At 44.9% G+C, this 12,877-nt stretch carries 12 protein-coding genes; 6 read left to right on the top strand and 6 right to left on the bottom strand.

Annotation, left to right across the window (positions count from 1 at the left end; all coding sequences use genetic code 11):
* The first annotated feature begins 60 nt into the window (after positions 1-60).
* Entirely contained in the window at positions 61-732 is a 672-nt protein-coding gene (locus Q0890_RS09010; RefSeq protein WP_299219874.1) for a glycosyltransferase family 2 protein, read from the top strand.
* A 109-nt stretch (positions 733-841) separates the two neighbouring features.
* Here the strand turns inward: Q0890_RS09010 and Q0890_RS09005 are convergent, their stop codons facing one another.
* Positions 842-1,357 carry a hypothetical protein gene (locus Q0890_RS09005; RefSeq protein ID WP_299219692.1) on the bottom strand — a complete coding sequence of 172 codons (516 nt, stop codon included), beginning with the start codon at positions 1,355-1,357 and terminating at the stop codon, positions 842-844.
* A 392-nt stretch (positions 1,358-1,749) separates the two neighbouring features.
* Here Q0890_RS09005 and Q0890_RS09000 point away from each other — a divergent pair, with 392 nt between their 5' ends.
* The 5 genes from Q0890_RS09000 (at position 1,750) to Q0890_RS08980 (ending at position 7,170) form a co-directional block, all read left to right on the top strand.
* Positions 1,750-2,949 carry a sugar transporter gene (locus Q0890_RS09000; RefSeq protein ID WP_299219689.1) on the top strand — a complete coding sequence of 400 codons (1,200 nt, stop codon included), beginning with the start codon at positions 1,750-1,752 and terminating at the stop codon, positions 2,947-2,949.
* Positions 2,950-3,443: 494 nt separating this feature from the next.
* Positions 3,444-4,703, top strand: a complete 1,260-nt coding sequence (locus Q0890_RS08995; protein ID WP_299219687.1) for an MFS transporter — start codon at positions 3,444-3,446, stop codon at positions 4,701-4,703.
* A 139-nt stretch (positions 4,704-4,842) separates the two neighbouring features.
* Positions 4,843-5,526, top strand: a complete 684-nt coding sequence (locus Q0890_RS08990; RefSeq protein ID WP_299219684.1) for a glutathione S-transferase N-terminal domain-containing protein — start codon at positions 4,843-4,845, stop codon at positions 5,524-5,526.
* A gap of 181 nt (positions 5,527-5,707) precedes the next feature.
* Complete coding sequence (gene yghU, locus Q0890_RS08985) at positions 5,708-6,568, top strand: glutathione-dependent disulfide-bond oxidoreductase (protein ID WP_299219871.1); 861 nt, start codon at positions 5,708-5,710, stop codon at positions 6,566-6,568.
* Positions 6,569-6,585: 17 nt separating this feature from the next.
* Positions 6,586-7,170 (top strand): TetR/AcrR family transcriptional regulator, encoded by a 585-nt coding sequence (locus tag Q0890_RS08980; RefSeq protein WP_299219682.1) that lies wholly within the window; start codon positions 6,586-6,588, stop codon positions 7,168-7,170.
* A gap of 32 nt (positions 7,171-7,202) precedes the next feature.
* Here Q0890_RS08980 and Q0890_RS08975 read toward each other — a convergent pair whose 3' ends face one another.
* The 5 genes from Q0890_RS08975 to Q0890_RS08955 all read right to left on the bottom strand — a co-directional run bounded on the left by Q0890_RS08975 (position 7,203) and on the right by Q0890_RS08955 (position 12,874).
* Positions 7,203-7,943 (bottom strand): ABC transporter ATP-binding protein, encoded by a 741-nt coding sequence (locus Q0890_RS08975; protein ID WP_299219677.1) that lies wholly within the window; start codon positions 7,941-7,943, stop codon positions 7,203-7,205.
* A 28-nt stretch (positions 7,944-7,971) separates the two neighbouring features.
* Complete coding sequence (locus Q0890_RS08970) at positions 7,972-9,195, bottom strand: FtsX-like permease family protein (RefSeq protein ID WP_299219674.1); 1,224 nt, start codon at positions 9,193-9,195, stop codon at positions 7,972-7,974.
* A complete protein-coding gene (locus Q0890_RS08965) occupies positions 9,192-10,454 on the bottom strand; it encodes an efflux RND transporter periplasmic adaptor subunit (RefSeq protein ID WP_299219672.1) in 1,263 nt (420 codons plus the stop codon). Before Q0890_RS08965 ends, Q0890_RS08970 begins: the two co-directional genes overlap by 4 nt.
* Positions 10,455-10,576: 122 nt before the next feature.
* Positions 10,577-11,428 (bottom strand): CoA ester lyase, encoded by an 852-nt coding sequence (locus Q0890_RS08960; RefSeq protein WP_299219669.1) that lies wholly within the window; start codon positions 11,426-11,428, stop codon positions 10,577-10,579.
* Positions 11,429-11,587: 159 nt separating this feature from the next.
* Entirely contained in the window at positions 11,588-12,874 is a 1,287-nt protein-coding gene (locus Q0890_RS08955; RefSeq protein WP_299219666.1) for an FAD-binding oxidoreductase, read from the bottom strand.
* Positions 12,875-12,877 lie beyond the last annotated feature (3 nt).

Genomic DNA, 12,877 nt, shown 5'->3' with positions numbered 1-12,877 from the left:
ATATAATGAAGTATGATGGAGTAAGACCAGTCGCCAAACAATGAGAGACTTATGGACGATATAAAAATCGGTATAGTGATTCCCGCTCACAACGAAGCATCGACTATTAGCGCTTGCCTAGAATCTGTGCAAACTGCCATTGAACGACTCCCCTCGACCATTACCGCATATCCGCTTGTCGTGCTTGATAGCTGCACCGATGACACGCTCTCTCATTTCAGACACCTAGCAGTCAATCATATAAGCTGTGAGTATCGCTGTGTGGGACGGGCACGAGATATGGGTATTCGACATACGATTACACAGGGGGCGACGTGGATTGCTTGCACAGATGCTGACACGGTTGTGACTACAGATTGGCTGGTGCAGCAAGTCGCTCATATAACTCAGCAGTCGACTGATATGATTTGCGGTGTGGTAAGTATCGATGACTGGACAAACTTGTCACCGCAAACGCGGCGCGATTATGTTGCTCACTATCAAGACAAGATGGGACATCGACACATCCATGGAGCAAATTTAAGTTTTAGTAGTCGAGCTTACCTTGCTGTTGGAGGCTTTAGTCTCCTACCATGTCATGAAGATGTGAATTTGGTCAAAAAATTTGAGACCCAAGGTTATGCTATTACTTGGAGTAATCGTGTGCGAGTCATCACCAGTAGCCGTGTAGACGGCCGAGTAAATGACGGTTTTGCCGCGTTTTTGTCAAATTTGGAACAAAACAATTTATAGTCATCATTAGGGCATGACAACTTATACTCTATATTATCGACCTCTTTATTCTCTTACTTAATAGTCAGTACCACTTGATAATATCGCCTTAAAGCAGATCACCATCGTACTACTGATAATACTCGCAAATACGTTCTTGAATAATTGTCTGTCGCTCAGTTTTATCCAATGTGACAAACGCTGATGGCAACTGTAACTGAGCCAAACGTGAGGCTGCGTCACAAGATACCCGACTTGTATTGACACAGTCAAAACCTACCTCTGCTTGTAAGTGATACTTTGGTAGAGAATTAGGGCCATGTGCTAACTCATATTTAATCTGTGCGATATCTTCTGCGAATGGCTCATAAGGCAACTCAAGTACCATGAATAGCTTTGCTAAAAACTCATCAGCTGTAAAATATTTGTCCATATAGCTACCATCAAGCCCAAGATAGCGATGACACAATACGTGACGTAAGCGCTCGCAAGCAGGTATAGTGTGCTTTAAAGGATACCCCATGGCTTTGATAATATTCTGCGCACGCAGCTCAAGCGTCTCTATTTGAATAATCGCATACTGAGCCAGTGGATGACGCGGATGATAGCGGCAGGTATATTTGGATGGATTGGTTGAGTGGCTCATGATATTGAACACCTTAGATTCCTATAACTCCGACAAAAATTATAATATCAGGCACAAATGAGGACGTCGGAGTACAGGCTCATGCGCTTTACCAGGATTGTTTTATATCGCGCTGGAAGTTGCAAGGTTTGTACGCCACCATTTATTATAAATATGGTTAGCGATGTCAAAACTGTTAAACCCACGATAGTTTGTTAAATGATGATAGCACATCAACTGCTAAGAAATAAATACTGATATGTGTGCTTCTTTTTTAGAATTATTGTTAGTCCGTAACATATAACGCCAAACCACCTATTAACAATCATTAGCAAAAAAGCCCTTTCACTAATGCCTTTGACTTGGTATCTTGCCTCGCTACCTCTATCTCATCAAATATTTGCTCCCATTCTATGAAACGAAACCTTGAGGCGAGCCCAGATGCTCGCCGGACTCAGTATTTTCAAGTATTTTTGATGGGCGTCAGTGCTTTTATCATGAATACCACAGAATTTGTCCCCGTCGCCCTACTCAGTGACATTGCCCAAGATTTTTCTATTACCACTGCCGAGACTGGTTGGATGTTGACGCTCTATGCGTGGATCGTCGCGGCTATGTCATTGCCGCTGATGCTATTGACCAGTCGCTTTGAGCGTAAACGTTTGTTATTGGCATTGTTTGCGGTATTTATTGCCAGTCATGTGTTATCAGTATTTGCATGGAGCTTTGATGTGCTGCTGATCAGCCGAGTGGGGATCGCGCTATCGCATGCGATATTTTGGTCCATCACCGCCGCTATCGCCATACGCGTGGCACCAGAAGGCAAAAAGGCACTGGCACTTAGCGTACTTGCGACGGGCACTTCATTAGCGATGGTGCTAGGTGTGCCTTTAGGGCGCTTGGTTGGTCAATGGTTTGGCTGGCGTGCGACGTTTGGTGGGATTGGGATAATTGCTTTTGTGGTATTTGCGCTGCAAGCCAAGCTGTTACCGACCCTGCCCAGTATGTTTCAAGGCTCTTTTAGAAAAATTCCCGAGCTATTAAAAAATCCCTTATTGGTCTGTCTTTACCTGCTTATTCTACTGGTTTTTACTGCGCACTATACCGCCTACTCTTATATTGAGCCCTTTATGCGACAGGTCGGCTCAGTCAGTGAGAACTCAGCCACTTTTGTACTATTATTATTCGGTGTCGCAGGGATTGTAGGCAGTGTGATATTTAGTCGCTGGGGTGATCGATTTAACACACGGTTGATGCTGATATCGACGATCCTGATGCTTTTTTCTATGCTGGTGCTATTATTCGTCGTGACCTCCATTTGGGCACTCAGCCTAATTGCCTTGTTATGGGGCGCGGCACTGATGCTGCTGATTATTTCCATGCAAGCGAAAGTCATTATGGTCGACGTCAACGCCCAAGACATGCTGATGTCAATGTTTTCAGGTATTATCAACTTAGGGATTGGGACAGGCGCGCTCTTTGGTGGATACGCGGTGACGCATCTGTCTTTATCAAGCGTGGGCTATGTTGGGGCCGCTATTGCTAGTGTGGCTCTGCTACTCATAATCTATATGATAAAGCGCTTTTCTGAATTGAGTAGAAGACTTGGCTAACAAACACTCAAATCGTTACTACTGTTAACTGTAAGTATAATCGTTACGTTACTAAATAAAAGAGACACACTGCGTAAATTCGCTAGACTGGTACAAATTTTTCTTGCGTGCTGTGCCTGCGCCGACAGATGCGGCAAAAAATTTACCCCAGTCTCACTGTAACCTTTTTATAATGAACTGACTATAATCAAAATTAACGCAATCAGATAAAAACCAGCCACATGCCAGCCACTTAAATGGGTTGGCATTTTTTTATGCTACTCGCCACTATATCTTAGCAATTTACATAAACTTCTATAACTTCTATTGAACGAGTGTTCAGGCAAAGCTATACTCATTGCTATCGGACTCGTTTGTACTGCATCAAACACACAAGGATAAGTGTAAAATGGGCAACCTTTCAAGAAAAATAGCTACGTCATTCGGTTTATCTCTATCTACCCTTCGTATTGTGAACGTGACATTCACCTTCTTCGTCCACTCGGAGAATCACAATGCCTGAGGACATCATTCAACAAGATAAAGCTCGTACACCTCCCATCAGACTAGGCAGGTTACATTATGCTTGGATCGTGGCTGCGACTGGCTCTATAGCGATGTTCTGTGGCCTTGGATTAGGGCGATTTGCATTTGGTATGTTGCTACCGTCGATGTCGGCTTCTTTGGGACTCAATTACACCCAAAGCGGAATATTGGGATTTACCAACTTGATTGGCTATCTTGTCGCCGTGCTTTTAAGTCCGCTTATTTTGCCTCGATTTGGTACTCGAATCACTGGTACTGCCAGCCTTCTCTTAATCGCAGTCTCTATGCTTGCTATGGCTTTTACCACAAGCTTTCCCCTACTTTGCGCGCTCTACGTATTGACTGGCATTGGTAGTGGCGGCGTGGTCTTACCCATGATGAGCGTCATGTCACATTGGTTTTTCCCATCGCATCGTGGGCTCGCCTTAGGACTGGTAATGGCTGGCCCTGGATTTGGCATTATTCTATCGGGCTTCGTCGTACCAAAACTCTTACCTATCTCTGGTCTACTGTCTTGGCAAACGGGTTGGCTAATTTTTGCCCTTATCAATATTGTAGTGGCTTGGATTACCTTTACCTTAATCCGCAATCATCCAGACGATATCAGGCTCACACCTTTTGGCCGTGTGCCTACTTTGCCAGTAAAAAATAAGAAAAAGTTAGAGCGCAGTAACGTCAAACTGCTCGTACATTTGGGTGTTATCTTTGCCATTTATGGTGCTACTTATATGGTTTACGTGACCTTTATTGTGACCAGTATGGTTGGATCATATCAACTGAGTGAAGCGACTGCAGGCGGTATTTGGGCGTGGATTGGACTGCTGAGTGTCTTTTCAGGCATGCTCTTTGGCTGGATCTCTGACCACATTGGCCGTCGTCTTGGTCTCGCGCTGGCTTTTTTCTTCCTTGCCATCGCTTATCTTTTGGTTGGCTTGACTGATTGGACTTTAGGGCTGTACTTGTCCATTATCTTGTTTGGCTTAGTGGTTTGGAGCGTTCCTGTCATTATGGCAGCCTGTGCTGGCGATTATTTTGGCCCTGCGGCGGCGGCAAGTGCACTCGCGGCGCTGACGTTTGCGTTTTCAGGCGGACAGGCTCTTGGGCCAGTGGCAGCGGGTTATCTTGCAGAAATTACGGGCGACTTTAGCATTAGCTATATGGTGTCTGGCATTGCAGCCTTTATAGCGATTGGACTTGCTTTGCTGTTACGATCACAACAATCAGCTTAGTCTGCTTAGTAAAAGACGTTTTTATGATTAATTTCAATGAAATGAATGATTGCTAAAGATAACTTGAACGGTCGTTCATTTTTCTTTATAGTGGCTTAAGACTCAACCTCAAACCCTTTATACTGTTTAGGACACTACTATGCTTAAGTTTTATTTTCACCAAACACCTAACCCTATGAAAGTGGCTCTCTATCTGATGGAGACAGGCCTATCGTACGAGCTAATGCCCATAGATACGATGAAGGGTGAGCAGCACACGCCTGAGTACCGCGCGATTAACCCAAATGGTAAAACGCCTGCTATCGAAGATGATGGCAACCGTGTTTTTGATTCGACGGCTATCTTGATGTACTTGGCTGAAAAAACCGGCAAGTTGGCGGGTCAGCCAGAAGATAGAGGCGAGATGCTGTCATGGCTGATGTTTATCGCGACAGGCTTGGGCCCGTTTTCTGGTCAATCTGTGCATTTTAGACATAAAGCGCCCGAAAAAGTGCCTTATGCGATTAATCGCTACCTCCGTGAAGCAGATCGTCATTACGAAGTGCTAGATAAGCATATGGAAGGCCGTGAATATGTGGTTGGTGACGACTACTCTATTGCCGATATCTCCGCTTGGGGCTGGGTTGATAAGGCCACGTTTGTCTTGGGCGAAGAAGGATTAAACAATTATCCTAACCTCAAACGCTGGTTTGCTCGTATAAACGCTCGTCCTGCAGTAGATAAAGCGCGCAATATCGCTAAGGACGTTCAGTTCAAATCTGATTTTGATAACGCCGCTGCTCGTGCGCTGTATCCACAAAACTTTGCCAAAAGCGCTGAATAATACTGACGAAAGTCGTTACTACGTAAAATGAATACCCCGTAACATACGCGATACTGGTACAAATTTTTCTTGCGTGCTGTGCCTATGCCGACAGAGGCTACGAAAATTTATTCCAGTCTCGCTGCATATCTTTTATAGAGACCTAACTACAGCAATAACCCCGAACATAAGAATAGGAATAATAATGGAAAACCAATATGTACCCCCAAAAGTCTGGACGCATGATACAGAGAGTGGCGGTAAATGGGCCAGTGTGAATCGTCCCGTTTCAGGTGCTACCCATGAAAAAGCATTACCAGTAGGTGAACATGCTTTGCAGCTCTACTCAATGGGCACACCTAACGGTCAAAAAGTCACTATCATGCTAGAAGAGCTGCTAGCACTGGGCAAAGACGCAGAGTATGACGCTCATATGATTAATATTGGTGACGGCGATCAGTTTTCATCAGGCTTTGTAGACATCAATCCTAACTCTAAAATTCCAGCTTTCGTTGATTACTCTGGCACTGAGCCTGAAACGGTATTTGAATCGGCTTCTATTTTGCTTTATCTTGCTGAAAAGTTTGACGCACTACTACCTAAAAAAGGCAGCAAACGTACCCAAGTCTTTAACTGGTTATTTTGGTTACATGGTTCCGCGCCCTACTTAGGCGGCGGTTTTGGGCATTTTTATGCTTATGCGCCCGAAAAGTTTGAATATGCCATCAATCGCTTTACGATGGAAACCAAACGCCAGTTAGATGTACTCGATAAGCAATTAGCAAAAAATGAATTTATCGCCGGTGATGAGTATAGTATCGCTGATATTGCCACGTGGCCTTGGTATGGCAATTTGGTGTTGGGTAATCAGTATGAGGCCAAGGACTTTTTGCAAGTCGATGATTACACCCATGTGCAGCGCTGGGCAAAAGCCGTATTAGCACGTCCAGCCGTACAACGTGGTCGTATCGTTAACCGTACATCGGGTGAAGTCTGGGAACAATTAAAAAACCGTCATAATGCAACAGATATCGATAAAGTGTTACTATTAAAACCTAAATGAGCGGTAAGGTGAAAATTATGAGTGCACAAGCGAAGTTTAATCGTGATGACGTCATCGAAAAAGCCAAAAACCTCTATTGGGAAAAGGGCTATCACGCCACCTCTATGAGAAATCTGCAAGATGTCGTCGATATGCGCCCTGGTAGTATCTATGCCGCTTTTGGTAATAAAGACAATTTGTTTAAAGAAGCATTAAATCGCTATGCTAAAGAAGGTGCTACAAATCTTGCTAATAGTATTGCGCAAGAAAAGACAGTACTTGCTGGCCTAAAGCGATTTATTCATAGCGTCACTGTTTGTAGTAAAGGCACTGCACCCAGCGGCATGTGTATGGTGGTTAAAACCGTCGGTGAGCTCACGCAAAACGACAGTCCAGATTTGCTTGCTCATGCAACCAGCATTTTAGAACGTGTTGAAGCCTCTTTTGTTAAGACCTTTCAGCAAGCCATCGATAACGGTGAAATTAGCGATAATAAAGATCCAGCTGAACTGGCCCGCTACTTTCAAATTCAAGTCATGGGTTTAAGAACTTATGCGCAAGTCAGTAATGATACGGATGCGGTAGAAAAGTACATCGATGGTATATTCGAAGGTATTCTTTAATAAGGTATTTTCTAATAAGATAAGCACCAGTCTTATTTTATATTTAACGTGTCACTTTCGATCAGCCCATCTACCAAATTGATCGTGCGATCACAAGTCGCTGATAGACGAGGATCATGCGTGACTAAAAGTACGCCGCAATCACGTTCGCGGTTGACCTTGCGAAACAGCTCAAACACCTCAGCAGCCGTGACTGTATCGAGATTACCGGTTGGTTCATCAGCCAATAATAGCGCAGGTTCGGTGATAAGTGCTCTTGCAATAGCGACTCGCTGCTGTTGACCACCTGAGAGCTCGTTTGGCTTGGTATCAGCAAACTTCTCAAGCCCAACTGCAGCCAGCAAGTCACGTGCTTTTTGTATCGCCAACTTATCTGGCCGACCTTGAGTTAACATTAGTGGCATCAATACATTGTCTAATGCTGTAAATGCCTGAATGAGGTGGTGAAACTGAAAGACAAAGCCAATACTATGGCCTCGCAAGGCAGTACGTCCAGCATCATCCATATTACTAGTGGCCTGACCTAACAGATAGAGCTCACCACTGGTCGGCTTATCGAGCAAACCAAGCACGTTTAGCAACGTACTTTTCCCAGAGCCAGAAGGGCCAATCAGCGCAGCAAAGTCGTGTTTGTCAATGCGTAAGTCAATACCATGTAATACCTCAATCTCGTTAGGCTGACCAATGTTATAAGATTTCTTCAACGCCTCTAAACGTAGGACTTCATGAGAGGTATGAAAGTTATAAGGGTTACTAGAGTTATTGTCAGACATAGTATTAGACTCATGATTGGGCATCTGATTAAACGTAACGAATAGCCACTACTGGATCCAGAGCAGCGGCTCGGCGTGATGGTATCGCAGCAGCCAGAATACCAGTGAGCGTCGCTAGTAACATTGCCAGCATGATTAAGTTTGCAGACACTGGAATATAGAATAAACCTGGCCCAAAAGTATTAAACACCCATACTAGAGCGTAACTGGCCACGCTACCTAGCATTGATCCAAGTAAACCAAAGACTGCACCCTGAATCAGAAAAATTCGTAGAATTTGCTGACGGGTAGCGCCAGTTGCACGTAAAATACCAATCTCTCGAGTGCGCTGCACAACGCTGACGGACAGCACACTCGCAATGCCAAAGGCCACCGAGATAGCCACAAAGACAATAATCATATTGGTAGATAGGCTTTGCGCGGAAAGCGCATTCATCAGTTGCGAGTTGGTCTCAATCCAGCTCTCTGCTTGCAACGAAGTCAAGCGACCTACCTGTGCGGCGATATCTTCTGCCGCAAAGATATCTGCGATAGTTAAATCAATGACGGTGACCCCGCCTGGAAGACTGAGTAGCGACTGTGCCTGCTTTAAATCCAAGTAGACATAGCGTGCATCTAACTCACGTACACCTAAGTCAAATATACCGACGATATTTACCACTGCATTATTCTGCTGCCCAGTTTCTATGCGCAGCTTACTGCCTACTTGTACCCCTAGGTTTTTTGCCAGTTCGCTACCAATCAGCACATCATCAGCGCCTACTCGCAGCTCGCCACTGATGAGATACTCTTCCAGCGGAATGATCTTCTGGTAACGTTCAAGGTCGGTACCAACAAGTGCTACCGACTCTAATGCATCACCGCGACGGACAAATGCTGGCCCTGATACCGTCGGTGATACTGCCGTCAACAATGGCAACTGATCCAAAGTCGTCGTTACCTGTTGCCAGTTATTGATTGATCGTAGTCGCTGTGGGCGTTTATCTTCTTGTACCAATTGTACAGTACCAGCTTTAGGCGGAATCACCCGATTGACTTCATCCGGTGATAACAAACGAATATGCGCCTGAGTGCCCAAAGTGTTTTCGATAAGATTAGACTGCAACCCCTGAACCAGAGCCGTAATAAAGATAATAACAGCCACACCCACTGCTACGCCTACGGTAATCATGAGCGACTGCGCACGCCCCTCGCGCAGAAAACTCATCGCAATGGTTGCTTCAATCCATAGTCGCCCGAAGAAATTTTTCAATTTAATTTCACCGCTGGTTCATTACGGGTAGCTGAATTATTATTGTTAGTTGAAACGTTGTTAGTTGGAACGTTGTTATTTTTAGAGAATGGCAACGCTTGTATTTCAGTGCGTACTCGCGCGCCATCAGCCAATAATGAAGTGGCATCAACTAATACTTGATCGCCAACGTTCAGCCCTTTGATAACTTCAGACATTGCCAAGCCACGCAGGCCTAAAGTTACCTTCTGCCGTTGTACTTTGCCATTATGCAATAGCAGTACTTGGGCATTATTCTCTTGGACATTCGCTAAAGCATCATTTGGAATCACTAGCGTCTGCTCGCGACGGCCCGTTTCAATATTTACCGATACCGTCATATCTTGGCGCAAAAATTGGGGCACTGGATCAACGCTTAATCTAACCTCAATTGTACCGCGCTGTGAATCAATACTTGGTGCAATGAAGTTGATACGAGCAGGAAAAGGGTTTTTTGGATAAGCATCAGCAATGGCTATGGCACTTTGCTGCAGTGCTAGCCGCGATAAGTTACGCTCATCAAGCGGCACCTCAATCTCTGTACTACCATCGAGCGCAATGGTAAATAAAGTTCGACCAGGCTGCACCAAATCTCCAGGCTCTACATTACGGGTTAATACCGTCCCTGATACCTCACTACGTACTTTAGTTTTATCAAGCTGCGCCTGCAAGGCTGCGATACGCTCACGTAATAAAACTTCCTCAACACCGCCAGATGCCAATGCTTCTGCTCGCAAGCGTGCTGCTTTGAGATCATTACGAGCCTGATCTTCCGCCTGCTCTGCTTGCTCCAACTCTTCATCTGAGATTGCCGAAATCGCTGCCAGCTCGCGGCGACGTGCTACGTTACGACGTGCTTGTGCTAGCTGCACTTCCGCTTTGGACAGATCCACTACGGCTTGTGGTCGTGTACTAGTGACAAGTTCAGCCAACTCAGCCTCAGCTTGACGCACTTGAGCAGCAACGCCATCTGAACTTAGTACCAGTAATAAATCACCTTTCGCAACTTGGTCACCTTCTTGTACCAAGCGCTCAAGTACCACACCAGTTACTTCACTGCCCACTTGAGTGCGTGACGTCGTCACTACACGTCCTGTCGCTACCACCGTCTGTACCAGTGGCATGGATGAGACGCTGTAACTAGGCAAAAGCGGCCCTTGCCACCAACGGAATATCACAAAACCAATGGCAAGCAGCAGTAGTACGATAACAATCACATACTTATAGTTGACAGCGCGCAATAGGTTTCTCCATTTCAAATTTAAAGCGGATATATCGATGGACAACATGGCTTGTATGTAAAAATTGTAAATTTAACTGTGTCCATAACAAGCGTGATAAAACATGGATTTTGCTTCTCAACCTACTTAGCTAACAGCTGCATACAACGCTCAATCACAGGCGCATCAACCATTTCACCCTCTACTTTAAACACCGCTTGTCCGCTGCGCTCATACTCTGCCACCACACGCCTAGCAAACTCAACCTCAGCATCTGTCGGTTGCAGCGCGTTTTGCACAACAGCTACTTGTTTAGGATGAATACAGAGCATGCCGGACATGCCCATCTGCGACCACAGTTGTACGCGCGCGCTTAACCCTTTGGCATCATTAAAATCGGGATACACCGTATCAATAGGTGGTGATAGCTGATTGATTTTGGAAGTAAGAATGAGTTGATAGCGAATCTGATTGGCGACGATATCTGCCGCAGGCGTCCCTACTTGGACTCCCAGATCATTGCATAAGTCTAGAAAGCCATAACTGAATGCGAGCAGTCCTGATGCTTTTGCCATAGCATCGACTTGATGCAAACCGATGGCATTTTCTATTAATGCAATGACAGACAGTCCAGTTAAATGATGAATGTATTCGATATCTGCGGGCTGTTCAGCTTTAGGCAGTATGACGCCAGCGAGATTGGGCATCTGCTCGCATGCTGTTATATCTTTGGCAAAATCAGTACTACTAGCCTGATTAATGCGCACCCAAACGGGCTGATAGTCTGCACTCTCATAATACTCTTGTAATGCGTTGCGCGCTTGTGCCTTATCCTCTAAAGCTACCGCATCTTCTAAATCTACAATCACTGCATCTGCACTGCTAGCAAAGGCTTTGTTTACTCTATCTATTCGAGTCGCTGGGACAAATAACCACGTTTTATTATTCGCTACATTAGCCATATGATTGCTATTTTTATTGCTAGGTGCTTGCATGTGAGTGTCCATTTTTTTAATATAACTGTCTTATGAATGATAAAAAGAGAAGAAAAAAAGCCAGACAACATAAATGCTGTCTGGCTTTAACCATAATGCTAATACAGTTATTAATCAATACTTTACTGATTTATATAGCTTGCAAGAATGCTCATCAATCTATCTGATAATTTTTAGACACTGTCCTGCATGATAGAGCGTCAACCCTACTTCCGTAAATCCAGACTTGAGTCCTACAAAAGAGATTTTTGCCTCTTCTAAGCTTTTAAATGGTAGTGGAATACTGTCTCTATTACCCGTCAATATATAGTCTGCAAAGCATTTACCCATCATGGTTCCAGTAGTAATACCGCGTCCGTTATAAGCCGTCGCTGTCAATAAGCCTTCATCAGGCTCCATTACTCGAAAGATATGATCTTGGGTGAAGCCAAAGCTGCCCGTCCACTCATACTGCCACTTAAATGCTGGCAAATCTGGATAATAGCTCTTTTGCACAGCATTGGCCCATGACTGGTAAAAGGATTTTGGTTTAAGCTGCGTACCACCGACCGTTCCCAATAATAAGCGATCATCGTCATCACGGCGAAAGCTAGATAACGCTAGTCGCGTATCCCATGCCCCTGTTCTATATGGCAAAATACGATCCGCAGCTTCTCCGCTAAGCGGTTCAGACGCAATCTGATAATAATAAACCAGATAAAATGTCTTAGTAATTTCTGTCCATTCACCTTCGGTATAGGCATTCGTCGCAATAATGACGCGCTCAGACTTTACGCGAGCTTTAGCAGTCCTTGTATACCAATGGCCATCTACTTTTTCCAATGCTTCAACGGCTGAATGCTCGTAGATAGTCACGCCAAGATCTGTCGCTACTTTTGCCAGTCCTCTGACATAGGCCAGCGGATTTATGGTACCGGCGCGGTGATCTAACAGTGCTTTATTGATACTTTTGGTACCACAATACTCATGGCATTTGCTGCCAGTTAACACCTCAACATTTGCACCGCGTCGGCTGAGCTGCTCGTATCTGATATCGACATCGATTTCACCTTTAGCGTTGTGTGCCATGTGAATATTACCAGCTTGCGTGGCTTGCGCATCGATATCATAACGCTTGATTAAATCAAATACTAAGCTTGGCGCTTGTCCAAGAGCTTTTGTCAGACGCTCACCTGCCGCTTCGCCTAGTGCAATGTTCAAATCATCGGGACGCGCCCAAGTACCTGCATTGACCAGTCCTACGCTTTTTCCTGAGCCGCCACTACCGATCGTTTGGCTCTCAAGCAAAATAACTTTAACACCTTTTTCGGCCAAATGAATCGCAGCCGATAACCCGGTATAACCGCCTCCAATAATACAAATAGTCGCTTGAGTATCGCTACTCAACTGGCGGTAGGTGTCAATATTGGGCGCAGTCATGTTCCATAAACATTGCTCTTGCAACATCTC

It is taken from the genome of uncultured Psychrobacter sp., from assembly GCF_947488565.1.
In the GTDB taxonomy this organism is placed as follows: domain Bacteria; phylum Pseudomonadota; class Gammaproteobacteria; order Pseudomonadales; family Moraxellaceae; genus Psychrobacter; species Psychrobacter saeujeotis.
This window is presented reverse-complemented; position numbering and strand designations above follow the sequence as displayed.

What these genes read in the sequence shown, in the direction of transcription:
- Q0890_RS09005 (WP_299219692.1), bottom strand. Translation starts at nt 1,357, where the DNA reads ATGAGCCACTCAACCAATCCATCCAAATATACCTGCCGCTATCATCCG.
- Q0890_RS09000 (WP_299219689.1), top strand. Translation starts at nt 1,750, where the DNA reads ATGAAACGAAACCTTGAGGCGAGCCCAGATGCTCGCCGGACTCAGTAT.
- Q0890_RS08995 (WP_299219687.1), top strand. Translation starts at nt 3,444, where the DNA reads ATGCCTGAGGACATCATTCAACAAGATAAAGCTCGTACACCTCCCATC.
- Q0890_RS08990 (WP_299219684.1), top strand. Translation starts at nt 4,843, where the DNA reads ATGCTTAAGTTTTATTTTCACCAAACACCTAACCCTATGAAAGTGGCT.
- Q0890_RS08980 (WP_299219682.1), top strand. Translation starts at nt 6,586, where the DNA reads ATGAGTGCACAAGCGAAGTTTAATCGTGATGACGTCATCGAAAAAGCC.
- Q0890_RS08975 (WP_299219677.1), bottom strand. Translation starts at nt 7,943, where the DNA reads ATGTCTGACAATAACTCTAGTAACCCTTATAACTTTCATACCTCTCAT.
- Q0890_RS08960 (WP_299219669.1), bottom strand. Translation starts at nt 11,428, where the DNA reads ATGCAAGCACCTAGCAATAAAAATAGCAATCATATGGCTAATGTAGCG.
- Q0890_RS08955 (WP_299219666.1), bottom strand. Translation starts at nt 12,874, where the DNA reads ATGTTGCAAGAGCAATGTTTATGGAACATGACTGCGCCCAATATTGAC.